This is a genomic window from Nannocystis exedens, assembly GCF_002343915.1.
Classification (GTDB): domain Bacteria; phylum Myxococcota_A; class Polyangia; order Nannocystales; family Nannocystaceae; genus Nannocystis; species Nannocystis exedens.
In genome coordinates, this window is record NZ_NETK01000001.1 from 5,440,268 (window position 1) to 5,463,093 (window position 22,826).

The following is a 22,826-nucleotide window of genomic DNA, read 5'->3' on the forward strand; positions in this document are numbered from 1 at the left end:
TGTTGAACTAACTGGAGCGCAAGAGGGGTCATGACGAAAATCGACGCCGCCAGGCTGTGGTCGCTCAATCACCGTTTGCTGATGTCCGTGATCGCCGCGGTGGCGGCCGAGGTGGGCGCGCTGGGCCTCGAGGTCAAGGAGCTGTTCGTGCTGTCCGAGGTCGACGAGCACCCGTATCCGGCCGAGCTGGCCGCCGCGCTGGTGATGCCGAAGCCGACGATGACGGTGTACGTGAAGCGGCTCGAGGCGGCGGGCTTCCTCCGGCGCGAGATCGACCCCGACGACCTGCGCAAGCACCGGCTGGCGGTCACGCCGGCCGGGCGCAAGGTGATGCAGCGCGGGCTGACGCTGCTCGCCGACGCGTTCGCGGAGCGGCTGGGTCGCCTCTCCGTGGGCGAGCAGGCGCAGCTGCGCGGGTTGCTCGAGAAGCTTTGCTGAGCTGTCCATGGAGGCATGTCGAGAGCGACATGTCGTTATGGACAGCTCGAGATCACGGGACCGCGCAGACGTCGGAGCGGATCAGGAAGCGCACGCCCTCCGGGGCCTCGAGCGAGAAGCCGGAGCCGCGGCCGCGGACGACGTCGAGGGTGAGGCGGGTGTGGCGCCAGCGCTCGTACTGGTCGCCGCCGATGTAGAACGGGGCGTCGCCGACGTGGCCGAGCAGGACGTCGCGGGCCCCGAGCTTGAATTCGCCGGCGGGGTAGCACATCGGCGCGCTGCCGTCGCAGCAGCCGCCCGACTGGTGGAACATCAGCGGGCCGTGCTGCCGGCGGAGCGCGGCGATCAGCGCCAGAGCGGCCGGGGTGGCGCTGATCGCGGGCGGCGTCTCGCTCATCAGAAGAACCCCATGGGCTTGGGGTCGTAGCTGACGAGCAGGTTCTTGGTCTGCTGATAGTGGTTCAGCATCATGCGGTGGGTCTCGCGGCCGATGCCCGACTGCTTGTAGCCGCCGAACGCCGCGTGGGCCGGGTACAAATGGTAGCAGTTGGTCCACACGCGGCCGGCGGCGATGTTGCGGCCGGCCCGGAACGCGGTGTGGACGTCGCGGGTCCACACCCCGGCGCCGAGGCCGTAGAGCGTGTCGTTGGCCTGGGCGATCGCGTCGTCGAAGCCGTCGAAGCTGGCCACCGAGACCACCGGGCCGAAGATCTCTTCCTGGAAGATCCGCATCTTGTTGTGGCCCTCGAAGATCGTCGGCGCGACGTAGAACCCGTCGTCGAGGCCGTCGCCGAGGCGCACGCGCTCGCCGCCGGTGCGCACGCGGGCGCCCTCCTTCTTGCCGATGTCGATGTAGGCGAGGATCTTCTCGAGCTGGTCGTTGCTGGCCTGGGCGCCGATCATCGTGCTCGTGTCGAGCGGGTCGCCCTGGACGATCCGCTTGGTGCGCTCGGTCGCCAGCTCGAGGAAGGTGCCGTAGATCTTCTTGTCGATGAGGGCGCGCGACGGGCAGGTGCAGACCTCGCCCTGGTTGAGCGCGAACATGGCGAAGCCCTCGAGCGCCTTCTGGCGGAAGTCGTCGTCGTGGTCGAGGATGTCGGCGAAGAACAGGTTGGGCGACTTGCCGCCGAGCTCGAGCGTCACCGGGATGATGTTCTCGGACGCGTACTGCATGATGAGGCGGCCGGTGGTGGTCTCGCCGGTGAACGCGACCTTGGCGACGCGCGGGCTCTGGGCCAGCGGCTTGCCGGCCTCGATGCCGAAGCCGTTGACGATGTTGACCACGCCGGGCGGGAGGATCGCGCCGACCAGCTTGGCCCACAGGAGGATCGTGGCGGGGGTCTGCTCGGCCGGCTTGAGGACGACGCAGTTGCCGGCGGCCAGCGCGGGCGCGAGCTTCCACGCGGCCATCAGCAGCGGGAAGTTCCACGGGATGATCTGGCCGACCACGCCGAGCGGCTCCTTGAGGTGGTACGAGACGGTGTGCTCGTCGAGCTCGGCGAGGGTGCCCTCGTCGGCGCGGATGCAGCCGGCGAAGTAGCGGAAGTGGTCGATCGCCAGCGGCAGGTCGGCGGCCAGGGTCTCGCGGATCGGCTTGCCGTTGTCCCACGTCTCCGAGACGGCGAGCTCCTCGAGGTGGGCCTCCATGACGTCGGCGATCTTGTTGAGCAGGCGAGCGCGCTCGGCGGCCGGGGTCTTGCCCCACCTGTCCTTCGCGCCATGTGCGGCGTTCAGCGCCAGCTCGATGTCCTCGGCGCTCGAGCGCGCGACCTCGCAGAAGGTCTGCCCGGTCACCGGGCTCGGGTTCTCGAAGTAGCGCCCCTGCACGGGGGCGACGAACTCGCCGCCGATGAAGTTGTCGTAGCGCGACTCGTAGCTGACCTTCGCGCCGGGAGTGTTGGGCCTGGCATATCGCATGTCGTCGGTGCTCCTCCGCGGCCACGATACAACCGCGGCGGAGCGCCGTGCGTGGGGCCTTCCGCCGACACGCCGGCGAGGAGCGCGCCGCGCATCCGGAGAGGCTCGAGGTGGGTGGCCGACCGATCAATGTTCCGCCGCGAGCGCGGGTCGAAGTGCGCGGCCTGCGTTCAGGCCGGGCGCGGGCCGCGAGCGGCGAAGTCCTCGATGAGCGGGCCGTACCGCTCGGGCGGCGGCAGGTCCGGGAACGAGTATTTCGCCGGCGTGCTGGCCCACGGCAGCTTTTCGGCGGTCGCGGTCTCGATGAAGGGGGCGAACCACGTGGGGTCGTCGAGCATGGTGGGTCGGATGACGACGAGGTGGTCCAGGCCGTCGGGACGGCCGAACATCCACGACTTGCAGTGAGGGCAGTGGAAGTGGCGGTTCGGGCCGTGGAGGCCGCCGATCACCGGCTCGCCGGCGGTGAGCTCGAAGCCCGAGGAGAGCGTCAGCAGGCTCAGCGAGAAGGCGCTGGCGCTCATGCGCTGGCAGCCGCGGCAGTGGCAGGCCATGGTGATGAGCGGCGGCGTGGTGACGCGGAACCGCACGCGGTCGCAGCGGCATCCGCCGGTCCAGGGGAGCTTCCAGTCGGTCATCGTGTCGTCCATGAGATGTGTGGTCGCGCCGGGGCAGGCTGTCCGGAAGGGCAGGTCGGCGCGGCGCCAGAGCTTCTACCCGGCCGGCGCGGGAAGACAAGGCCCGGTGCAGCGAGCGCGGCGCCCGTGCGACGGGTCGTCGCGGCGACCGATGTGTGGCACCATGCGCGACATGTCCAGGCGTTGCCCGTGCGGTCGTCGCACCTACGAGAGCTGCTGCGGTCCGCTCCTCGCCGGCGCGCGGCGGGCCGAGACCGCGGAAGATCTGATGCGCAGCCGCTACACGGCGTATGTGGAGGGGGCGGTGGACTATCTCCTCGAGACCACAAGCGCGGCGACGCGCGGGACGATCGATCGCCAGCAGCTCGCCGCCTATTGTCGCGGGCTCCGGGGGATGTCGCTGCTCATCGTCGATACCGTCGCCGGCGGGGCCGCGGACGACACGGGCGTGGTCGAGTTCGAGGCGGCGCTCAAGTCGGAGGGGCGCCGCTTCGTGCAGCGCGAGCGCAGCCGGTTCGTCCGCGAAGACGGGCGCTGGGTGTACGTCGAAGGCGTCGTGCAGGGATAGCGGCGGCGCCGGCTCGGTGAGGCCCGGGTTGACGGCCGGCGGGCCGTGGTCGACGTTCGCGGGATGAAGCATCGCATTGTCGTCCTCGCACCATTCGTCGCGTCGATCCTGACCACGCCGGGGGCGGCCGAGGCGGCGGCGCCGTGCGACTGCGACCACGTGATCGAGCTGTCCGGCGAGGTCGTGAACGGCACCGACATGGGGGTGCAGCCGGGCGACAGCGTGTGCGTGCGCGGCGGGGACCGGCCGTTCTTGCGCCTGCAACAATTCATCGGCGAGGAGAACGCGCCGATCGAGATCCGCAACTGCGAGGGCCAGGTCAACATCGACAACGACGACAAGGGCTACGGCCTCACCGTCGACGGGTCGCGCCACGTGCGGGTGACCGGGGCGGGCGACCCGGACATCATGTACGGCTTCAAGGTGCGGGCGTCGCGGATGGGGCCCGACTACTCGGCGTTCGGGGTGGCGGTGGGCGACCTCAGCAGCGACGTCGAGATCGATCACATGGAGGTGTACGAGGCGGGCTTCGCCGGGGTGGTGATGAAGACCGAGTCGCGCTGCGACGGCTCGGCCAACCTCGGCAACTTCGTGATGTACAACTCGCGGCTGCACCACATGTACATCCACGACGTGCACGGCGAGGGCATCTACTTCGGCAGCACGGGCTACGGCGGGCGCGTGTTCACGTGCGACGGCGAGGAAGTGACGCTCTACCCGCACGAGCACCACGGGGCGTGGATCCACGACAACATCATCGAGAACACCGGCTGGGACGGGGCGCAGATCGGAGTGACGCCGAAGGACTGTCACTTCTATCGCAACACGATCAAGAACGTCGGCACCGCGGGCGAGCTGTACCAGCAGCAGGGGCTGCAGGTCGGCGGCGCCTCGAGTTGCAAGATCTGGGGGAACACGCTGCTCGGTGGGCCGACCAACGGCTTCTTCATCTTCGGCGCCGGCCACACCCAGCTCTACAACAACGTGGTCGCCGACTTCGCCGACACCGGCATCTACATCAACGACCAGAACCTCGACATGGGGTCGAAGATCGAGGTCGCCCACAACACGGTGATCTCGTCGGGCGACTGGGGGATCGCGGTGTTCGGGGCGGCGCTCGGGCCGGGCTTCCTGCGCAACAACGTGGTCGCCGGGGCGGGGATGGCGGAGATCGCGATCGGCGGCGAGGTGCCCGAATTCATCGACGAGGGCAACCAGACGGCCGACGACCCGGACGGCTTCGGGTTCGTCGACGCGGCGGCGCGCGACTTCCACCTGACGGAGGACTCGCCGCTGCGCAACGTCGGCCTGCCGGTGCCGGAGATCGAGATCGTCGACGACCACGACGGGGTGCCGCGCGACGACGGGGCCCCCGACGTCGGCGCGTACGAGTTCAGCGACACCGGGACGACCAGCGATACGACGTCGTCGACCACCGACGACCCGACCGACGGCACGTCGAGCGACGGCACGTCCGCGGGGCCGACGAGCGGGCCGACGAGCGGGCCGACCAGCGGCGACAGCGGCGACGACACCGGCAGCGACACGAACGGGAACACCGGCGGGAGCTCGGACGGCGAGACGGGCGGCGTGGGCCCGACGAGCTCGGCGACCGCGAGCGCCGGGACCGACGGCGGCTCGACCGGCGCCGACGCGGCGACCGCGGGCGACAGCGAGACCGACGCGAGCGGTTGCGCCTGCTCGAGCGACGCGAACGCGACCGCGGCGTGGCCGATGCTGCTGGTGCTGGTGGGCTTCCGCCGGCGCAAGCAGGGCGCGGCGGCCTGAAGGGTCGAGAGCGAGCCCGCGATCGCGGTCGCGGGCCGCGTGCGGTTGTATCGACAACGAGCGTCGGACGGGCCCGGCGGCGGCGGGCGGGGCCGTGCGAGACGTCGGCGCGCTCCCGCTCATTGCGACGACTCGCGACTGCCGCCATTCCCCGCAGGTGCCGCCGAGTCCCCGCAAAGCCCCGGCCCGCGCGCGATCTGGCCGAAAAAGCAGTACCCAAGGGGCTGGCGGCGTGGGATGGTCGGTGCGTGGTGAAGTTCCACAAGCAGGAGGCGACCCGCGTCGATCGCCTGCACCGCACCCTCGACGTGCCGCAGGCCGATCGGCTGAGCAACATCCGCCAGCTGGTGGCGGCGGTGCGCGACGGCATCGAACACGCGGGCATGCTGCTCCAGCTGCTGGACGTCGACCGGCGGCACTTCCTGTACTACCGCCAGGCGGCGGTGATCCTCGGCGTGGTCGAGTTCAACGCGCGCGGCGAGGTGCTGGTGACGTCGCTCGGACAGCGGCTCCTGGCCACGAGCGAGGGCTCGCGCGAGGAGCGGCAGGTGTTCGCGGAGGCGGTCGGGCTGGCGCGGGCGCTGCGGCCGTTCGCGTCGTTCTTCGCCGGCGAGCCGCTCGACCTGGCGACGTTGACGCGCCGGCTCGAGGTGCTGACGGGGCTGTCGCGGACGACGGCGGAGCGGCGGGCGCAGACGCTGATCAAGTGGCGTCGCTACCTGCAGGGTCCGGACGCGGCGCCGGGAGGGCTCGAGCTCGGCGATCCTGCGCCGCAGATCGAGGCGCTGGTGGCCCGCCACAACGCGCTGGTGAAGCAGCAGACGCTGCTGTGGCTGATGAGCGTCGACCCGCGCAAGTTCGAGGCGATCGTGGCCGAACTGCTCAAGGCGATGGGCTACGTCGACGTCGAGCAGCGCGGCGGGCCGCTCGACGGCGGGGTCGACGTGGTGGCGGCGCGCATCGACGCGTGGGGCCACCGCGCGCGGATCGCCGTGCAGGCCAAGCGCTACGCCGGACCGGTCGGGCGCCGCTACGTCGACGAGCTGCTCGGGGCCTACCGCCGCCAGCAATTCGCGGAGGCGCTGCTGGTGACGACGTCGGAGTTCTCACCCCAGGCGATCGGGGCGGCGCACGGCGAGCCGAACCTCAAGCTGGTCGACGGGCCCAAGTTCGTCGACATGCTGGCGCAGCACGGGGTGCTGCTGCGCGTCGGCAAGTTCGGTGAGCTCAAGCGGCTCGGCGCCTGATTCGCAGGTGCAAGCGGCCGCGCGTTGGCGCAAGATCGGCGCATGAGCCCGACCCTCCGCCTCGCCACCCTCGCCGACGCGCCCGCGCTGCGCGAGCTGATCGCCACGTCCGCGCGCCAGCTGCAGCGGGGAGACTACTCGTCGGCGCAGATCGAGGCGGCGCTGCGCTCGGCCTACGGGGTCGACACGCAGCTGATCGCCGACGCGACGTACTTCGTGGCCGAGGCCGCGGGCAGGCCCGTCGCGTGCGGCGGCTGGAGCTTCCGCCGCACGCTGTTCGGCGGCGACGACCAGCCGGGGCGCCAGGCCGACCGCCTCGACCCGGCCCGCGAGGCGGCGAGGATCCGCGCGTTCTTCGTCGACCCGGCCTGGGCCCGCCAGGGCCTCGGTCGCGCGATCCTGCGCCGCTGCGAGGACGAGGCCCGCGCGGCCGGCTTCGTCGCCGCGGAGCTGATGGCGACCCTCCCGGGGGTGCGCCTGTACGCGGCGCTCGGCTATCAGGCCGCAGCACCGCAGGAGATCCCGCTGCAGGGCGGGCTGACGATCACGTTCGTGCCGATGCGCAAGGCGCCGCTGGGATGAATCCAGCCGCTCGCCCGGGTCCGCCGGTCGCCCGGCGGGGCGGCGCGAATGCGGCGACCGTCGCCGCTCGCGTCATCGAGGGAAAGGCCGCTCGCCCGCGGGGAGGAGCGGTGATGTAATGAATCGCGAGGAATCGTGGGTGTGGCCGGGACGGCCAGGCCTCGTCGACGCAGCAGCGGCCCGTGCGGGCCGAAGCGGCCGCTTCGGCGGGGCGGGGGACGCGATCGCGCCGGCGCGCGAACGGGCTCGGCGGAGCGCTCGGCGTCGAATGTCCATAGTGTGATGGTGAGCACAATCGAGGCCGCGCCGCCGCGGGGGCCCGAGCACGACGAGATCGCGGCGACCTGAGCCGAATGGCAATACTCGAGCGAGGCGGCGCCTGATTCGAGTCGCCGTCAGACTCACGGCATTCCCGAGGGAGCCGCGAACGCCGCGCGGGCCGCGGACCTCTCGCAGCGGACGACAGGAGTGCGAGCGATGATCTTCCAATCCAAGCGACGGTTCCACGCGGGCCTGCTGACGGCGGGGCTGGTGCTCGGCTGCGCGGCCGCAGACGACGACGACGACGTGTTCGAGGGGGTCTGCGAGGTGGACGCCGACGACACCGACTGCGACGTGTGCATCAAGACCGGCTGCTGCGGCGCCTACTCGTCGTGCCAGAACGACCCGGATTGCGTCTGCGTGCTCAACTGCGCCAACGAGAACCAGCCGCGCGAAGAATGCGCCTCCCGCTGCAACGTGACCACCACCGAGATCACCGATGTCCTCACCGTGCTGAGCGGCACCGACCAGACCTGCACGGTGCAGTGCGACGACGAGTGCGCCGTGTACGGCTTCGTCGACGACGACGGGATCTGACCGCCTGAAGAACGAGCTCTGACGCAACAGAGGAGGTTCGCGCGGGGTCGACGGGGTGTCGTCCCCGCGCGATGTCGTGCGATCGACGGCAGGCGTGAGGCCGGCGGTGTCGCCGGCTGGATGAAGTCGGAGGGCTGTCCCAAGAGGCAGGTGAGCAGGCCCGGCCCCGGGCGGCCCGACGAGCGCTGCGTGAGCTGCCGCCTGGCGAAAAGGACAGGTGAATCGGTGACGTGGCGGGGCCGGCGGCGCGAGGTCTCGCCGGGCGCAGGGTCGACCGCGCGGGGGGCGCGGCGAGGACAACGGCGCAGAAGCCGGCCTATGGGCAGTCCACGCGGCCTGGAGCATGACGCGCGATTGCGCGCGTGCGTTCCCCGGCGGTCGCGGGCGGCCGGGTGGTGGTAGAAGCGTGAGCGCGTGCCCGCCTCGCCGCCTCGTCGCTCGCCCCTGCCCGGACGTGCCGCGCCGTGTTGATGTCGCTGCAGGAGTACGTCGGCTGGATGACGCGGCTCGGCCGGTTCGGCGAGTCGGCGGCGGCGCCGGAGCACGACCCGCGCGTGTGTGCGCGCTACCTCGAACTGCACGCGCGCTGGCTCGGCGGTCCGCTCGAGGCGCCGGTGGTGGCGGTGCCGAGAGGGCTGGGGTTTTATCGCGACCCGCTGGCGGACGGCGGCGCGTGGGCGTGGGCGCTGGTCGGGGCGCTGTCGCATCCGGTGGTGCCGCTGGCGGGGCCGGAGATCGTCGCGGCCGCGGAGGCGATCGCGGCGACGCTGGCGGACGACTGTGGTGATTCGCTCGTCATGACCGACACCTTCGAGGCGGAGGGGCTCGGCGAGCCGACGGCCGCGGCGGGCGAGTCGTTCGCGTGGCTGTCGAGCCCGCGCGCCCGCTTCGCCGGGAGTTTTTCGGAGTACCTCGCGTCGTTGACGGCCGACCGGCGCCGGGCGGCGCGCGAGCTGCTGGCGCGCTTCGACGAATCGGCGGGGTTCCGCTTCGCGCTGACGCCGGAGCCGCCGAGCGAGGCCGAGCTGACGTGGGTCGCCGGGCAGCTCTCGCGTCAATGGGGGGAGGACGCCGGGTACGCGCTGGCGCAGCACCTGTGGCCGGTCGCGGTCGCCGCGGTGCGGCCGGCTCAGGCGCTGTTCATGCGGGTGCATGACCGCGACGCCCTGGCGTACTTCAACGGCTACCTGGTGCGCGGCGACGTCATCACCTCGCAGTCGACCAGCCGCAACCTCGACCTGCGTCACGACGGGCTCGGGGTGGTGATCGACCTGAAGGCGATCGCGCGGCTCATCGACGCGTTCCCGGCGGTGCGCCGGCTCGACCCGACCTGCCGCACCGGGCTCGACGACCCGCCGTCGATCGGGGTCGCCAAGCGCAAGGTCGTCAACGAGGACGCGTACAAGCCGGTGCTGCTGCTCGGGGAGACCACGCCGGAGTGCGCGGCCGGGCTGCCTCGTTTCGTGCCCGGCCGCGGCTGGGTGGCCGGGACGGCGGGGATCGTCGGGAGGCGGATGTGAGCGCCGCGAAGAGAGGAGCGCCGCCGCGGCTGACGCCGGCGATCGTGCGCCGCCTGGCCGCGGAGCTGCAGCAGCGCCGCGCGGGGCCGGGGCTGCGGGCGTTCGTGATGACGGCGGAGGACATCCCGGAGATCGCGGCGATGAGCGCGACGGCGTTCGGCGAGGAGGCGCTGCCGCCGGCGAAGCTGCGGTTTTATCGCGAGCGCGCACACGCGCTGGCGATCGGGCTGCGCCGCAAGGACGCGATCGTCAGCTACACGCTGGTCGAGCTCAACCGCCGGCAGCGGCGGGTCTACGTGGTCGAGACGTGCACGCGGGCCGGCGAGCAGGGCCGCGGCCACGCGTCGTGGCTGCGCGCGCGCATGGCCGGGATCGCGTATCGGCTGGGCTACCGCACGCAGACGACGCACGTGCGGCTGTCGAACACGGCCGCGCAGGAGCTCAACCGCCGCGCGGGGATGGTGCTCGTGCGGGCGATCGCGGATTATTATGATGACGGCGAGACGGGGCTGTATCTCGCGCGGGCGCTCACGGCGGCGGACGACGATTCATAGCAGCCGCGGGCGCGGCGAGGTCGCAGTCGTCGGCCCCCGCGATGCGGATGTTTCTGGGGACATGTCCGCTTCGCCATGCGCCGGCCAAACCGACCGCCGGACCGCGATGTTCGATGCCCTTGGTACATGTCCCTTGCGACGGCAACGACCCGGCCGTCCGCCGGCCATCGCGCGTCCCTCGCGACAGGGCCTCGCACCGCTCGCAAGGCTTGATGGAATCGTCAAATGCCCTTGCGGCGGCCGCGGCCGAAGTGCCAGGCGGCGTTGATGCCGATCTCGGTGGTGAAGGCGACCGAGCCGACGCCGCCGGCGATGCCGAACTCGGCGTGGCCGCCGAGGCTCCAGCGCTCGCTGATCTTGCCGAGCACCATCGGGCCGCCGAGCAGCCAGCCGGCGAAGTCGACGCCGCGGAGGGTGCCGTGGGTGATGGCGGCGCCGAGGCCGAGGCGCAGCGAGAACAGGCCGACGATGCGCTCGTTGCCGCCGCCGATCAGGAAGTTGCCCTCGGGGCCGATGTAGTGGGTGCCGATGTCGTAGGGGACGAGGCCGTGCTGGCGGCCGCGCACGCCGCGGTAGTGCAGGCGCGGGCCGCCGCCGATGTAGCCGCGGTCGCGGGCGCCGAAGCGCTGCGAGGCGTGGACGCCGACGCCGAAGTGGCCGCCGTGGAAGTCGTTGTTCGGGTACATCAGCGTGTAGCCGCCGAACAGGCGCAGGGCCCAGTCGGGCGGGCGCTTGGATGGCCTGGCCTCGGGGACAGGTTCGGGCTCGGGCGCGGAGGCGACGGCGCCGTCGGCCGGCAGGCTGCCTCCGCCCTCGGTGACGATGAAGCCGGCGCGGCGGTTGGCGGTCCAGATCTCCTGACACTCGGCGAGCTTGGCCTCGGGGACCGTGTCCTCGGAGCGGTTGCGGCAGGCGGGCGGCTCGACGCGCTCGGGCTGGCTCTCGCCGAAGCCGCGGGCGTCGAGGCGCTCGCTGGCGACGCCGCGGCGGATCAGCGCGTTGCGGATCGACTTGGCGCGCTGCTCGGACAGCTCCTGGTTGGACTTGGTGCTGCCGCGGCTGTCGGTGTGCCCCTCGACCCGGATCTTCAGGTCCGGGTATTGCTTGAGGACGGCGGCGTAGCGGTCGAGGATCTCGTCGGTGCCGCCGCCGAGCAGGGCGGCCGAGCCGGTCTCGAACTCGATCTCGCCGTTCTCGTAGTCGAGCTTGTCGCCGTGGCGCACGATCGTCACCTGGGCGCGGACGATCGGCTTGTCGGCCGAGCCGTCGACCGGCGGCGTGGACACGTTCAGCGAGGCCGAGGCCTTGCAGCCGGCGACGCCCGCGAGCGCGAGGACGACGACGAGGTTGCGGACAGGTCTGCGCATGCGCGGAAAATACACCACACCCGCGCCGACGAAGCGACGAACTCAATGGCCGGTGAGGCGCTGGCGGCCGGCGCGGGTCAGGCCGCAGACGAACAGCTCCATGCGATTGCTCGGCAGCTGCGTGGCCTTGACCTCTTCCATGCCCATGGCGGCGATCGAGGCGAGCAGGCGCGGGACGTGCCGGACGGCGCGCCAGTCGTCGAGCTTGAGAGTGAGGAGAACACCGTGAAGCGCGTGCCGCGGGCGAGCGGCGAGGCGGCGGGCGGTGATGAGGGCGACCTGCGGGGCGAGGTTCACGTCCATCAGCACCCAGTGCAGCGCGGACGGGAGGTCGGCCCGCTGGACCATGCTCATCGGGCGGTGCAGGTGAATGAAGCGGTTGTCGGCCGGGGGCTGGCCGCGGTAGTCGAGGACGACCGGGTCCATGAGCGCCGGGTCGATGCCGTAGACGGTGACGCCGCGGCGCAGCAGCGCGTAGCTGGCCCCGCCGGGGGCGCTGCCGATCTCGACCGCCACGTCGCCGGCGCGCACCGGGGCGCCGGACCAGATCAGCGCCTCCTCGAGCTTGCGATAGGCCCGCGAGGGCGCCTCGGGCGGCATGTCGACGGCGATCCGCCCGCCCGGGAACGGCGAGTGGCCGGGGCCGTGGACGTGGTAGCCGACCCACCACGGCTCGCCCTCGGCGACGATGACGTCGAGCACCCGGTCGCCGGGCTCGGCGACCTCGCCGGCGAGCAGCGGGTGCTGTCCTTCGGGCCAGGCGGCCACGAGCGCCGCGCGGGCCTCGGCGGCGCGCGGGCCGTAGCGGAAGCCGGGCGGCTCCTCGCCGGGGCGCGAGACGTCGCGCTCCCACACGTGCAGGCGCACGGGCTGTCCCACAGGACATGTCCCTGCGAGCATTGTGAACACCCGCTCCGGGCTGTCGGCCGGGCCGAGCGAGGCGCCGAAGGCCCGGACGAACACGGCCGGCAGCGGGGCGTCGGGGGCGACCGGGGTCGGCGACTTGAAGGTGACGAGGCCCGGCCGGCTGTAGGCGAAGCGGAGCTCGGGGCGCAGCGCCGCCAGCTCGTATTTGACGGCCGGCTCGGCGCCGAGCTGGCACACGCAGAAGAGGAAGTGGGTCACGCGGGCGCTACTTGACGAACACGGCGACCTCGCGCAGGCCCCACGACTCGTCGTCGATCGGCTCGTCGAGGTTGCTGGTGAAGCTCAGGGCGATCGCGTCGCCGTCGTGCGCGGCCGCCTCGGTGACGATCGCCAGCACGCCGTCGCCGACGTCGCCGTCGCCGCAGGCGTTCGCCTCCTGGTTGCAGGAGAACAGCGAGGCCGAGTCGCACAGGTGCATGAAGATGTCGACGTCGTCGAGCTTGACGAGCAGCTGCTCGTTGTTGAAGGCGTCCCACGAGTCCATGACGACGGCCTCGGCGGTGACGCGCAGCTCGGTGTGCGGGACCTGGGCGGCGGTGGTGTCGAGCGTGAGCACGTCGCCCATGCCGAACGGGCCCATCATGTCGCCGAGGTCGCCGCAGGCGCCCTCGACCTGCGGGTCCCAGGTGCCGGCGCCGCCGGGCGCGAACACCTGCGTCCAGCCGGGGCTGTCGGGCTCCATGTCGCAGTAGAATTCGCCGGCCTGGCCGTCGCCGTCGGGGTCGAGCGGGTAGGTGCCGCTCGGCAGGTCAGGCTTGGCCTCGTGCAGCGCGAGGCAGCTCGGTTGCAGCGCTGCGCAGGCGCCGCCGTCGCAGCTGCCCGACTTGCAGTCGGTGTCGGCCATGCACGCCGCGTCGTCGTCGCACGGGCCGCAGGTGCCGCCGCCGCAGTCGATGTCGGTCTCGTCGCCGTTCTTCTCGCCGTCGCCGCAGCCCTCCGGGACGTCGCCGGTCGTCAGCGTGTCCGAGGTCATCACCGATTGAGTGGTGGTCGGCTCGGTGGTGGCGCTGCTGGGCTCGCCGGTCGTGCCGGTGTCGGTCGTGTCGTCGGTCTCGGTGCCGGTGCCCTGGGTGGCCGGGTCGCCGCAGCCGAGGAGGAGCCCGGGCAGGACCAGGCCGGTGACGATGAGACAGGTCTTGAGGGACATGTTGCTCAGTGCTCGTGGAGGAAGCGGTGCGCGTCGACCGAGGTGTCGACCCAACGTATTGTGCCAGTCTTGCTGCGGATGGCCAGGCTCTGGAGGTGCATGCGATCGCCGATCCGCCGCACACCTTTCAGCAGGGGGCCCCCGGTGACTCCGGTGGCGACGAAGATGACGTCGCCCCGGACCAAGTCGTCGACCCCGAACACGCGGTCGGGGTCTTTGTGCCCCATGGCGATCGCCCGCTTGCGTTCGTCGTCGGAGCGGAACACCAGCTTGCCGACGAACTCGCCGCCCATGCAGTGGATCGCCGCGGCCCCGAGCACGCCCTCCGGCGCGCCGCCGATGCCGTACACCATGTCGATGCCGCTCTTGGGGATGCAGGTGGCGACCACCGGCGCGACGTCGCCGTCGGTGATCAGGTGAATGCGGGCGCCGGCCTCACGCAGCTCGGCGACCAGGTTCTCGTGGCGCGGCCGGTCGAGCACGACGACGGTGAGCTCGTCGGGCCGGCGCCCCTTGGCGGCGGCCAGAGTGTAGAGGTTGTCGCGCGGCGACTTCGACAGCGAGATCTTGCCGCGACCCTCGGGGCCGCAGGCGATCTTCATCATGTAACAGTCGGGGGCGTTGAGCAGGAGCCCGCGGTCGGTCACGGCGAGGACGGTGATCGCGCCCGGCAAGCCGTTGGCGCACAGGTTGGTGCCCTCGAGCGGGTCGACGGCGATGTCGACCTCGGGCAGCGTCGGGTCGGACGGGCCGACCTTCTCGCCGATGTAGAGCATCGGCGCCTCGTCGCGCTCGCCCTCGCCGATGACGATGGTGCCGCGCGCCGCGACCCGCTCGAACGCGTCGCGCATGGCCTTGACGGCGGCCGCGTCGGCGCCGTTGCGGTCGCCGCGGCCGATCATGGTGGAGGCGGCGATCGCCGCCGCCTCGGTGACGCGGGTGTACTCGAGGACGAGGGTGCGGTCCATGTCAGTCGTCTCCTTCGGGAGCCAGGTTGGCGAGGGCGGCCCGCAACGGGCCAGGAAAACGCGCCGGCCGCCCATCGGCGCGGGCGATACAACAGTGGCAAGTCTCGGCGAAGGCGATGGTCAAGGGCTGGCCCAGGCCCTTGCGATCGCCGGGGGCCACCAGGACGTGGTAGCCGAGGATCAGCCGCGCATAGCCGATCTCGACCACGCCGACCATGACGGAGAGGATGTCGTCGTACCGCGCGGGCGAGAGGTAGCTGATCTGCAGGTCGGTCAGCGGCAAGGCGTACCCGGCGGCCTCGACGTCGGCGTAGGTCTGCCCGGCGTCCCGCATGAACTCGACCCGCGCAGCCTCGAGGTAGCGCGCGTAGGTGCCGTGGTACACGACGCCCATCTGGTCGGTGTCGGCGTAGATGACCCGCAACTTGACGCCGAGCCGCAGCTCTCGAGCAGGCGAACGGGTGAGCCGGGGTGTGCGCGCCATGACGAGCGGCGCGAGGGTAAACCGCCCGGGGTGCGAGCGGGACCGCCCGGGACGTGAGTCGGGTCGCGTAGAGGGCCCGGGAAAAACGACGAGCGAGCGGCGGGAGCGTCTTGCGAGCGATCGGCAAGCGACGTTCCGCGGCGGGCGACGGCACAGCGGGCCGAGCCGCGGTGCGTGGCGGGAGGGGCGGCGCGCTGCGGCAGCGAGCGCCGCCCCGGACCCACCGCGAAGCAGACGACGTCCTGCTCGCCGATGACGGGCGGAGAGCCGCGACCGCCGACACCGGGTCGCTGTCACGTGGCCTGGAACGGCTCCACCCGCCTCTCCGATTCGCAGGTCGAAGCCCGCGAGTCCCGGAGACTCGCAGGCGCGACCGAGTGGTCGTCGAAGTCCGGGTCCTACTGCTCGAAACAATAGAGCCGCTGCAGCGTCGAGCAGTTCGACGCATTGATCAACGACCGGGCGGTCCAGTTGAAGTCGACGGCGTTGTTGCGGCCTTCGATGCCCAACACGCCGAGGCCGCTGGAGGTGGTCCAGCCGTTGCAGTGCTCGGAGAGCGAGGTGCCGTCATCGGCCGTGCCGGTCCAGACGTCGGCCTGGGGGGACATGTCGCCGAACTCGTTGACGTTGATGGGCGCGTCGAGCGTGCCGTCGGTGAGGTCGGCCCAGGTCTGCGCGATCTCGACGCCGTCGAGGCGCGCGTAGCGGGTCGTCGACTTGACGAAGCGGCCGGCGGGGTTGTTGGTACCGGTGCTGATCCACGCGTCCCACGTCCCGCCGAGGTTGCCCGTCGCCGCGCGCGCCTGGCACTTCGACTTCGCGCCGGCGATCCCGCCGAGGTTGCCGTTCCAGGAGATGCTGGTCACGAACACGCGCTTCGGCCGGGTGCAGTTGGCGTTGCAGAGATCGCCGTCGGCGGTGTTGCCGTCGTCGCACTGCTCGCCGGCCTGTACGAAGCCGTCGCCGCACTCCGCGAGCTCGCAGAGGTTGGTGCAGGCGTCGGTGTTGCTGCCGTTGCCGTCGTCGCACGCCTCCACGCCCGCGTGCACGAAGCCGTCGCCGCACTCCGCGAGCTCGCAGAGGTTGGTGCAGGCGTCGGTGTTGCTGTCGTTGCCGTCGTCGCACGTTTTCGCCGGCATCGACCGACCCGTCGCCGCACTCGCCCGCCGGGAACAGGCAGCCCAGGGTGCACGCGCCGTCGTCGGCGTTGAGGTCGCCGAGGTCGCATTGCTCGCCGGGCTGGACGAAGCCGTCGCCGCAGCTCGCCGGCACGCACGCGTTGGTGCACGTGTCCTCGTTGACGAGGTTGCCGTCGTCGCACGCCTCGCCCGGGCCGACGAAGCCGTCGCCGCAGTTCGCCAGCTTGCACACGTCGGTGCACGCGTCCTCGTTGACGAGGTTGCCGTCGTCGCACTCTTCGCCGATGCCGAGCACGCCGTCACCGCACACCCCCGCCGAGGTGTGGATGTTGACCGTGATCTCGACGCTCGAATCACAGGCGGACGCCGCCAGGGCGGCTGCGAGGAGGCAATGCGAGGCGCGAAAGGATGGGTGGATCTTGCTGTTGTACATGTGCCGATCTCTCGTCGCTACGACGTGAACCCATGTCGGCCGCGGACACCCGGCGCAGCGCGACAGTCGAATCAGGACAAGAAGGTGTCGGCGACGAGGATGCCGCATTGCCCCGGTCCTGGCGGTCACGCCAGTTCGGGCATGACCGCGCCGCGCAGGGCTCACGATGAGACCGCGACACACATTCCAGGCGCGCGGCCGCTCTTCAGGCCGGCCCCGAGCGACGCGAGCAACAGCCGCGAATCCGGCAGCAGAGCGCACCTCTGCGAACCGTCGCGCCGGGCTCGCGGGCCCACCCCGCCCGTTCGACCGCCGCGCTGCGGCCGCTCGCGCGAATCAACCCAGAGCGATCCTGTCGTCGTCCCGCGAACAGCCGCAATGACAGATCTCGCCGAAGAGTCGAGGATCGCCGGCGGGCTCGCGACCTCGGGCCGGACGTACCTGTCGCATGGAGAGTTCGACGCGGCCGAGGCGAAGCTGCGCCGTGCATCGACGCGACCGCCCGGGCCTCCGGCACACGACGGACGAGGTGCTCGACACCCCGACCCACCCGCCGACGTGCCCCGTCGCCGCGCTCGATGAGCGCCCGTCGATCGAGAGCGTCATGGCCAACGGCTTATGTCCCCGAGGACAGGATACGCGCGGCGCGGCCGTGACTACCGGCGAACGCCGCTCGCCAGGTCGACGGTCGCCGCCGCGCGGTGTATGCTCCGGCGCGCCGACATGCCGATCCACAACTACGCCCAGCCGCGCGGCACCACCATCACTCTTGAAATTGATTCGCCCGCGCTGGCGGCCAACGTGGTCGGCGATCCGTCGTCGCGGGCGGTCGCGGTGTACCTGCCCGAGGGTTACGACCGCGGCAACGAGCGTTATCCGATCTTCGTCGACCTCGCGGGCTACAGCAGCTCGGGGCTCAAGCGGCTCGGGTGGACCGGGTTCGGCGAGTCGATGCCGCAGCGGCTCGATCGGCTGATCGCCAGCGGGACGATGGGGCCGGTGATCGGCGTGTTCCCCGACTGCTTCACCGCGCTGGGCGGCAATCAGTACATCAACTCGAGCGCGCTCGGGCGATGGGAGGACTTCCTCGCCGAGGACCTGCCGGCGCGGCTCGAGCGCGAGTTCCGCGTCAAGCCGGGGCGCGCGGGGCGGGCGCTGTTCGGCCACTCGAGCGGCGGCTACGGGGCGCTGGTCCACGGGATGCGCCGCGCCGACGTGTGGGGCGCGATCGGCTGTCACGCCGGCGACTGCAACTTCGACCTGGTCTATCGGCCAGATTTCCCCAAGCTGCTGACGGCGCTGCAGCGCCACGGCGGGGTCGAGGGGTTTTTGAAGGCGTTCGCGGCCGCGCCGAAGTGGGGCGGCGGCGATCACCTGCCGCTGATGCTGCTGGCGATGGCGGCGACCTACGACCCCGACCCGTCGGCGTTCATGGGCGTGCGCCTGCCGGTCGACCCGCACACGTGCGAGCTCGACGCCGAGGCGTGGGGCCGCTGGCTGCGCTGGGACCCGCTGCGCATGGTCGAGGCGCCGGAGGTGCAGGCCAACCTGCGCCGGCTGCACGGGCTGTTCATCGACGCCGGCTCGCGCGATCAATTCCTCGCGCACTTCGGCGCGCGCGCGCTGGTGCGGCGGCTGGCGGCGCACGGCATCCCGCACGTGTACGAGGAGTTCCCCGACGACCACTCGAACACCAGCTACCGCCTCGACGTGTCGCTGCCCTACCTGTGGCGCGCGCTCGACGGGGCGGGCCCCGGGTAGTATCCTGCGGGCCCATGCCGCCTGTCCGCTCGACCATCTTCGTGGCGCTCGCGCTCGCCGCGTGCCAGAACCCCGACGTGAGCAAGGGCGGCAAGCCGGCGGCGCCGGCGAAGGCGGTCGAGGACGCGGACGAGGCCGCCGAGCCAGCGGAGCCGGCGCCGAAGCGGCCGGAGGCGAAGGCGCCGACGCAGGCGGAGCTGCTGCGCGCGAAGATCGATCAGTTCGTGACGTCGCCGCTGACGACCGACGTGTCGGCGCTGCCGCCGTCCGAGAAGGCGGCGCTCGACAAGCTCATCGAGGCGGCGCGGCTGATGGACCCGATCTTCGACCGCCAGGCGTGGGCCGGCAACCCGGCGCTGCGGGCGGAGCTCGAGAAGGACACCAGCGAGCTCGGCGTGATCAAGCTCGACTACTTCACGATCATGCGCGGGCCGTGGGACCGGCAGGCGCACTACGCCCCGTTCGCGACCACGCTGCCCCACCCCCCGGGCGCCGGCTTCTACCCCGAGGACCTCAGCGCCGAGGCCTTTAAAAAGTGGGTCGCCGACCACCCGGAGGACAAGGCGGCGTTCGAGAGCCTGACCACGGTGATCGCCCGCGTCGGCGACAAGCTCGAGGCGCGGCCCTACAGCGCCGAGTACGGCGAGTGGCTCGGCCCCGCCGCGAAGGCGCTCGAGGACGCGGCCAAGCTGACGAAGAACAAGTCGCTGACGAAGTTCCTGCGCTCGCGCGCGCAGGCGTTCCGCACCGACGACTACTACCAGTCCGACAAGGACTGGATGGACCTCGACAGCCTGGTCGAGATCACCATCGGGCCCTACGAGACCTACGAGGACGAGCTGCTCGGCCTCAAGGCCAGCTTCGAGGCGTTCGTCACCGTCAGCGACCCCAAGGCCTCGGCCGAGCTGGCCAAGTACAAGAAGTACCTGCCGGAGATGGAGCAGCACCTGCCGATCCCCGACGAGGTCAAGACGAAGCGCGGCAGCGAGAGCCCGATCCGCGTGGTCGACCTGGTGTTCTCCGCCGGCGACGCGCGCAAGTCGGTGCAGACGATCGCGTTCAACCTGCCCAACGACGAGCGGGTCCGCGCCGAGAAGGGCGCCAAGAAGGTGCTGCTGCGCAACCTGATCCAGACCAAGTTCGAGGCGATCATGCGCCCGATCGGTAACGAGGTGCTGCACGAAGGCCACGTCGCGTCGCTGTCGGGCGAGGCGTTCTTCCTGCAGGTGCTGTTCCACGAGCTGTCGCACAGCCTCGGGCCGGCGTTCGTCGGCGGCGACGCGAAGGGCAAGGACGGCAAGAAGGCCGAGAAGGTCGACGTCCGGGTCGCGCTCGAGGCCAGCTACTCGCCGCTCGAGGAGGCCAAGGCCGACGTGATGGGCGCGTACAACGTGCTCTACATGATCGAGAAGGGCGAGCTGCCGGCCGAGCTGAAGGACAAGGTGCTGCTGTCGTACTTCGCCGGGCTGTTCCGCAGCGCCCGCTTCGGGGTCGCCGAGGCGCACGGGCGCGGGGCGGCGCTGCAGCTCAACCGCTTCCTCGCGGCCGGCGCGGTGATGCCCGAGAGCGCGAGCGGCAAGTTCAAGGTCGACCTCGCCAAGCTCGAGACGGCGATCTCCGACCTCGTGCGCGACATCTGCCTGATCCAGCACAGCGGCGACAAGGCCGCGGCCGACAAGCTGCTCGAGGAGCACGGCAAGATCACGCCGCTCCTCCAGGCCGCGCTCGATCGCCTGGGCGACATCCCGGTCGACATCCGCCCCTCTTACCCGCTCGCCGGCGAGATCTTGCCGCAGTGACCGCGGTCGACAACATCGTCGCCGGCCCGCGCACGCTGCGGGAGTTCGCGGCCAGGCTGATCGAGCAGCCCGACAAGAGCACCTCGTCGGACGCGATCCTCGAGTGCTTCCTCGATTGGGTCACGGAGACCGGGCTCGAGCTGTACCCGGCGCAGGAGGAGGCGATCCTCGAGATCCTCGCCGGCAAGCACGTGGTGCTCAACACGCCGACCGGCTCGGGCAAGTCGCTGGTGGCGACGGCGATGCACCTGGCGGCGGTGGCTCGCCGGCGCCGCAGCGTGTACACGAGCCCGATCAAGGCGCTGGTCAGCGAGAAGTTCTTCGCCCTGTGCCGCGAGTTCGGGCCCGACCGCGTCGGCATGATGACCGGCGACGCGAGCGTCAACCGCGACGCGCCGATCCTCTGCTGCACGGCGGAGATCCTCGCCAACATGGCGCTGCGCGACGGGCGGATGGCGCCGGTCGACGACGCGGTGCTCGACGAGTTCCATTATTACGGCGATAGGGACCGCGGGATGGCGTGGCAGATCCCGCTGCTCGCGCTGCCGTACACGACCTTCCTGTTGATGTCGGCGACGCTCGGCGACACGACCCGCGTCGAGGACGGGCTGAGGCGGCTGACGAAGCAGGAGGTCGCGGTGGTCCGCTCGGCGACCCGGCCGGTGCCGCTCGACTTCGAGTACCGCGAGACGCCGCTGCACGAGACGATCGGCTACCTGCTCGACCGCGGGCGCGCGCCGATCTACATCGTCAGCTTCACCCAGCGCGAGGCCGCCGAGGAGGCGCAGAACCTGATGAGCACGAACCTGTGCTCGCGCGAGGAGAAGGCGGCGATCGCCGAGGCGATGGCGGGGTTCCGCTTCGACACGCCGTACGGGAAGGAGATCCAGGGCTACCTCAAGCACGGCGTGGGGGTCCACCACGCCGGCCTGCTGCCGAAGTACCGCCTGCTGGTCGAGAAGCTGGCGCAGCAGGGCAAGCTGCGGGTGATCTGCGGCACCGACACGCTCGGGGTCGGGGTCAACATCCCGATCCGCACGGTCCTGTTCACCAAGCTGTGCAAGTACGACGGCGAGCAGACGCGGATCCTCGGGGCCCGCGACTTCAAGCAGATCGCCGGGCGAGCCGGGCGCAAGGGCTTCGACGACCACGGCTACGTGGTGTGTCAGGCGCCCGAGCACGTGATCGAGAACAAGAAGCTCGAGGCCAAGGCGGCGGCCGACCCGAAGAAGAAGAAGTTCGTGCGCCGGCAGCCGCCCGAGAAGGGGTATGTCCCCTGGGACAGGTCGACGTTCGAGAAGCTGATCGAGCGCGACCCGGAGCCGCTGCAGTCGCGGTTCGTCGTGTCGTTCGGGATGATCTTGAGCCTGATCCAGTCGCCGGCCAACATCAACGCGTGGGGCGGCGGCTACCGCCGGCTGGTCGAGCTGATCGCGGCGGCGCACGACGAGGCGCGGGCCAAGACCCGCCACCGGCGCGAGGCGGCGACGCTGTTCCGGGCGCTGCGCAAGGCGGGCATCGTCAAGCTGGTGCCGCTCGACGCGCGCAAGGAGGGCGGGGGCGGCCGCGCGGTCCGGCTCGACGAGCACCTGCAGAAGGACTTCTCGCTCCACCACACGCTGTCGCTGTACCTGCTCGACGCGATCGGCCGCGTGCCGCAGGACTCGCCGACCTACGCGTTCGACGTGGTGTCGCTGGTCGAGTCGCTGCTCGAGAACCCGCAGGTGGTGCTGCAGGCGCAGGAGCACCGCGCGCGCTCGGAGAAGATCGCCGAGCTCAAGGCGGCGGGCGTCGAGTACGAGGAGCGGATGGCCGAGCTCGAGAAGGTCTCGTACCCCAAGCCGCTGGCCGACTTCATCTACGACACCTTCAACGAGTTCTCGGCGCTGCACCCGTGGGTCGGGCAGGAGAACATCCGCCCGAAGTCGGTGGTGCGCGACATGGTCGAGCGCTACGTCGCGTTCAACGACTACGTCAAGGAGTACGGGCTGCAGCGCAGCGAGGGCGTGCTGCTGCGCTACTTGATGCAGGCCTACAAGCTCCTCGTGCAGACGGTGCCCGACGCCGCCAAGACCGACGAGGTCCACGACGTGATCGGCTACCTGCGGGCGATGTTCGAGCACGTCGACACCAGCCTCTTGCAGGAGTGGGAGCGCATGCTGCACCCGCCGGTGCCGGAGGGCGAAGCCGCGCCCGTCGGGCCGCGCGATCTGTCGGCCGATCCCAAGGCGTTCGCGGCGCGCGTCCGCGCGGAGATGCACGCGCTGGTCCGCGCGCTCGCCGAGCGCGACTGGGAGGACGCGGCGGTCGGCACGCGTGCAGACCCCGAGGACCCGTGGACCCCCGAGCGCTTCGCCCAGGCGATGGCCGAGTACTACGCCGAGTACCCGACGCTGCGCTTCGACCACGGGGCGCGGTTCCCCAAGTACACCCGCATCGAGGCGGTCGCCGACCAGCGCTGGCGGGTCACGCAGGTGCTGGTCGACCCCGAAGAGGACAACTTGTGGCACATCGAGGGCGAGGTCGACCTGCGCGGCGACGGCTTCCCCGAGGGTCCGCTGGTGACGATCCGGGCGATCGGGGTGTGAGACTCGGCGCGACATTCGCTCCGACTCACCCCGTCCGTCCCCGCGTTGCCCCGGGCCCCGTTCTTCGCCGACACTCGAGCGGGGCGCCGGTGCGTCCGCGGAGGCG

20 protein-coding genes and 1 pseudogene are annotated in these 22,826 nt (G+C 71.3%); 11 read left to right on the forward strand and 10 right to left on the reverse strand.

Translation table 11 applies throughout. The features are described from left to right. Positions 1 to 30 precede the first annotated feature (30 nt). Positions 31 to 438, forward strand: coding sequence for a MarR family winged helix-turn-helix transcriptional regulator (locus NAEX_RS21425; protein WP_177325864.1), 408 nt, complete (start codon positions 31 to 33; stop codon positions 436 to 438). Between the two features lie 52 nt (positions 439 to 490). Here NAEX_RS21425 and NAEX_RS21430 read toward each other — a convergent pair whose 3' ends face one another. The 3 genes from NAEX_RS21430 to NAEX_RS21440 all read right to left on the reverse strand — a co-directional run bounded on the left by NAEX_RS21430 (position 491) and on the right by NAEX_RS21440 (position 2,990). Then, entirely contained in the window at positions 491 to 835 is a 345-nt protein-coding gene (locus NAEX_RS21430) for a DUF779 domain-containing protein (protein WP_096329344.1), read from the reverse strand. Beyond that, complete coding sequence (gene exaC / locus NAEX_RS21435; RefSeq protein WP_096329345.1) at positions 835 to 2,355, reverse strand: acetaldehyde dehydrogenase ExaC; 1,521 nt, start codon at positions 2,353 to 2,355, stop codon at positions 835 to 837. Before exaC ends, NAEX_RS21430 begins: the two co-directional genes overlap by 1 nt. A gap of 170 nt (positions 2,356 to 2,525) precedes the next feature. Continuing rightward, a complete protein-coding gene (locus NAEX_RS21440; protein WP_096333685.1) occupies positions 2,526 to 2,990 on the reverse strand; it encodes a GFA family protein in 465 nt (154 codons plus the stop codon). Between the two features lie 172 nt (positions 2,991 to 3,162). On the opposite strand from NAEX_RS21440, the gene NAEX_RS50500 reads away from it, so the two are divergent. From NAEX_RS50500 to NAEX_RS21475, 7 genes are all read left to right on the forward strand, one after another. After that, positions 3,163 to 3,558, forward strand: a complete 396-nt coding sequence (locus NAEX_RS50500) for a YchJ family protein (protein WP_170135888.1) — start codon at positions 3,163 to 3,165, stop codon at positions 3,556 to 3,558. 63 nt (positions 3,559 to 3,621) lie between these two features. Continuing rightward, positions 3,622 to 5,346: a right-handed parallel beta-helix repeat-containing protein gene (locus NAEX_RS21450; RefSeq protein WP_096329347.1), complete on the forward strand. Its 1,725-nt coding sequence runs from the start codon at positions 3,622 to 3,624 to the stop codon at positions 5,344 to 5,346. A gap of 248 nt (positions 5,347 to 5,594) precedes the next feature. Continuing rightward, positions 5,595 to 6,593 carry a restriction endonuclease gene (locus tag NAEX_RS21455; protein ID WP_143140211.1) on the forward strand — a complete coding sequence of 333 codons (999 nt, stop codon included), beginning with the start codon at positions 5,595 to 5,597 and terminating at the stop codon, positions 6,591 to 6,593. 42 nt (positions 6,594 to 6,635) lie between these two features. Beyond that, a complete protein-coding gene (locus tag NAEX_RS21460) occupies positions 6,636 to 7,175 on the forward strand; it encodes a GNAT family N-acetyltransferase (protein WP_096329349.1) in 540 nt (179 codons plus the stop codon). 477 nt (positions 7,176 to 7,652) lie between these two features. Beyond that, the gene (locus tag NAEX_RS21465; RefSeq protein WP_096329350.1) at positions 7,653 to 8,033 is read left to right on the forward strand and encodes a hypothetical protein; all 381 of its coding nucleotides are present in this window, start codon (positions 7,653 to 7,655) and stop codon (positions 8,031 to 8,033) included. A 464-nt stretch (positions 8,034 to 8,497) separates the two neighbouring features. Next, positions 8,498 to 9,553 (forward strand): hypothetical protein, encoded by a 1,056-nt coding sequence (locus tag NAEX_RS21470; RefSeq protein ID WP_143140212.1) that lies wholly within the window; start codon positions 8,498 to 8,500, stop codon positions 9,551 to 9,553. Next, positions 9,550 to 10,107: a GNAT family N-acetyltransferase gene (locus tag NAEX_RS21475; RefSeq protein ID WP_096329352.1), complete on the forward strand. Its 558-nt coding sequence runs from the start codon at positions 9,550 to 9,552 to the stop codon at positions 10,105 to 10,107. The genes NAEX_RS21470 and NAEX_RS21475 overlap by 4 nt, the downstream gene beginning before the upstream one ends. Positions 10,108 to 10,328: 221 nt before the next feature. On the opposite strand, the gene NAEX_RS21480 is transcribed toward NAEX_RS21475, so the two are convergent. The 7 genes and pseudogenes from NAEX_RS21480 to NAEX_RS54600 form a co-directional block, all read right to left on the reverse strand. Continuing rightward, positions 10,329 to 11,474, reverse strand: a complete 1,146-nt coding sequence (locus NAEX_RS21480; protein ID WP_096329353.1) for an OmpA family protein — start codon at positions 11,472 to 11,474, stop codon at positions 10,329 to 10,331. Positions 11,475 to 11,516: 42 nt separating this feature from the next. After that, on the reverse strand, positions 11,517 to 12,599 hold the full coding sequence (locus tag NAEX_RS21485; protein WP_096329354.1) for a class I SAM-dependent methyltransferase: 1,083 nt from the start codon (positions 12,597 to 12,599) through the stop codon (positions 11,517 to 11,519). 7 nt (positions 12,600 to 12,606) lie between these two features. Further along, positions 12,607 to 13,548: a fibrinogen-like YCDxxxxGGGW domain-containing protein gene (locus NAEX_RS21490; RefSeq protein ID WP_096329355.1), complete on the reverse strand. Its 942-nt coding sequence runs from the start codon at positions 13,546 to 13,548 to the stop codon at positions 12,607 to 12,609. A gap of 5 nt (positions 13,549 to 13,553) precedes the next feature. Then, complete coding sequence (gene glpX / locus NAEX_RS21495; RefSeq protein ID WP_096329356.1) at positions 13,554 to 14,516, reverse strand: class II fructose-bisphosphatase; 963 nt, start codon at positions 14,514 to 14,516, stop codon at positions 13,554 to 13,556. A gap of 1 nt (position 14,517) precedes the next feature. Next, complete coding sequence (locus tag NAEX_RS21500) at positions 14,518 to 15,000, reverse strand: acyl-CoA thioesterase (protein WP_096329357.1); 483 nt, start codon at positions 14,998 to 15,000, stop codon at positions 14,518 to 14,520. Positions 15,001 to 15,398: 398 nt separating this feature from the next. Continuing rightward, positions 15,399 to 16,139 carry a DUF1554 domain-containing protein gene (locus NAEX_RS53020; RefSeq protein ID WP_143140213.1) on the reverse strand — a complete coding sequence of 247 codons (741 nt, stop codon included), beginning with the start codon at positions 16,137 to 16,139 and terminating at the stop codon, positions 15,399 to 15,401. 76 nt (positions 16,140 to 16,215) lie between these two features. Further along, a pseudogene (locus tag NAEX_RS54600) lies at positions 16,216 to 16,680 on the reverse strand (DUF4215 domain-containing protein); the annotation flags it as partial. A gap of 615 nt (positions 16,681 to 17,295) precedes the next feature. On the opposite strand from NAEX_RS54600, the gene NAEX_RS21515 reads away from it, so the two are divergent. From NAEX_RS21515 to NAEX_RS21525, 3 genes are read left to right on the forward strand one after another with little or no spacing between them, the layout of a single operon-like run. Continuing rightward, positions 17,296 to 18,333 carry an alpha/beta hydrolase gene (locus NAEX_RS21515; protein ID WP_096333687.1) on the forward strand — a complete coding sequence of 346 codons (1,038 nt, stop codon included), beginning with the start codon at positions 17,296 to 17,298 and terminating at the stop codon, positions 18,331 to 18,333. 14 nt (positions 18,334 to 18,347) lie between these two features. Further along, positions 18,348 to 20,132, forward strand: coding sequence for a dipeptidyl-peptidase 3 family protein (locus NAEX_RS21520; protein ID WP_245913773.1), 1,785 nt, complete (start codon positions 18,348 to 18,350; stop codon positions 20,130 to 20,132). Further along, positions 20,129 to 22,720, forward strand: a complete 2,592-nt coding sequence (locus NAEX_RS21525; RefSeq protein WP_275937556.1) for a DEAD/DEAH box helicase — start codon at positions 20,129 to 20,131, stop codon at positions 22,718 to 22,720. Before NAEX_RS21520 ends, NAEX_RS21525 begins: the two co-directional genes overlap by 4 nt. Positions 22,721 to 22,826: the final 106 nt, after the last annotated feature.

Coding starts and splice junctions, on each gene's coding strand:
- NAEX_RS21425 (WP_177325864.1), top strand. CDS start 31: ATGACGAAAATCGACGCCGCCAGGCTGTGGTCGCTCAATCACCGTTTG.
- NAEX_RS21430 (WP_096329344.1), bottom strand. CDS start 835: ATGAGCGAGACGCCGCCCGCGATCAGCGCCACCCCGGCCGCTCTGGCG.
- exaC (WP_096329345.1), bottom strand. CDS start 2,355: ATGCGATATGCCAGGCCCAACACTCCCGGCGCGAAGGTCAGCTACGAG.
- NAEX_RS21440 (WP_096333685.1), bottom strand. CDS start 2,990: ATGACCGACTGGAAGCTCCCCTGGACCGGCGGATGCCGCTGCGACCGC.
- NAEX_RS50500 (WP_170135888.1), top strand. CDS start 3,163: ATGTCCAGGCGTTGCCCGTGCGGTCGTCGCACCTACGAGAGCTGCTGC.
- NAEX_RS21450 (WP_096329347.1), top strand. CDS start 3,622: ATGAAGCATCGCATTGTCGTCCTCGCACCATTCGTCGCGTCGATCCTG.
- NAEX_RS21460 (WP_096329349.1), top strand. CDS start 6,636: ATGAGCCCGACCCTCCGCCTCGCCACCCTCGCCGACGCGCCCGCGCTG.
- NAEX_RS21465 (WP_096329350.1), top strand. CDS start 7,653: ATGATCTTCCAATCCAAGCGACGGTTCCACGCGGGCCTGCTGACGGCG.
- NAEX_RS21480 (WP_096329353.1), bottom strand. CDS start 11,474: ATGCGCAGACCTGTCCGCAACCTCGTCGTCGTCCTCGCGCTCGCGGGC.
- NAEX_RS21490 (WP_096329355.1), bottom strand. CDS start 13,548: ATGTCCCTCAAGACCTGTCTCATCGTCACCGGCCTGGTCCTGCCCGGG.
- glpX (WP_096329356.1), bottom strand. CDS start 14,516: ATGGACCGCACCCTCGTCCTCGAGTACACCCGCGTCACCGAGGCGGCG.
- NAEX_RS21500 (WP_096329357.1), bottom strand. CDS start 15,000: ATGGCGCGCACACCCCGGCTCACCCGTTCGCCTGCTCGAGAGCTGCGG.
- NAEX_RS53020 (WP_143140213.1), bottom strand. CDS start 16,139: ATGCCGGCGAAAACGTGCGACGACGGCAACGACAGCAACACCGACGCC.
- NAEX_RS21515 (WP_096333687.1), top strand. CDS start 17,296: ATGCCGATCCACAACTACGCCCAGCCGCGCGGCACCACCATCACTCTT.
- NAEX_RS21520 (WP_245913773.1), top strand. CDS start 18,348: ATGCCGCCTGTCCGCTCGACCATCTTCGTGGCGCTCGCGCTCGCCGCG.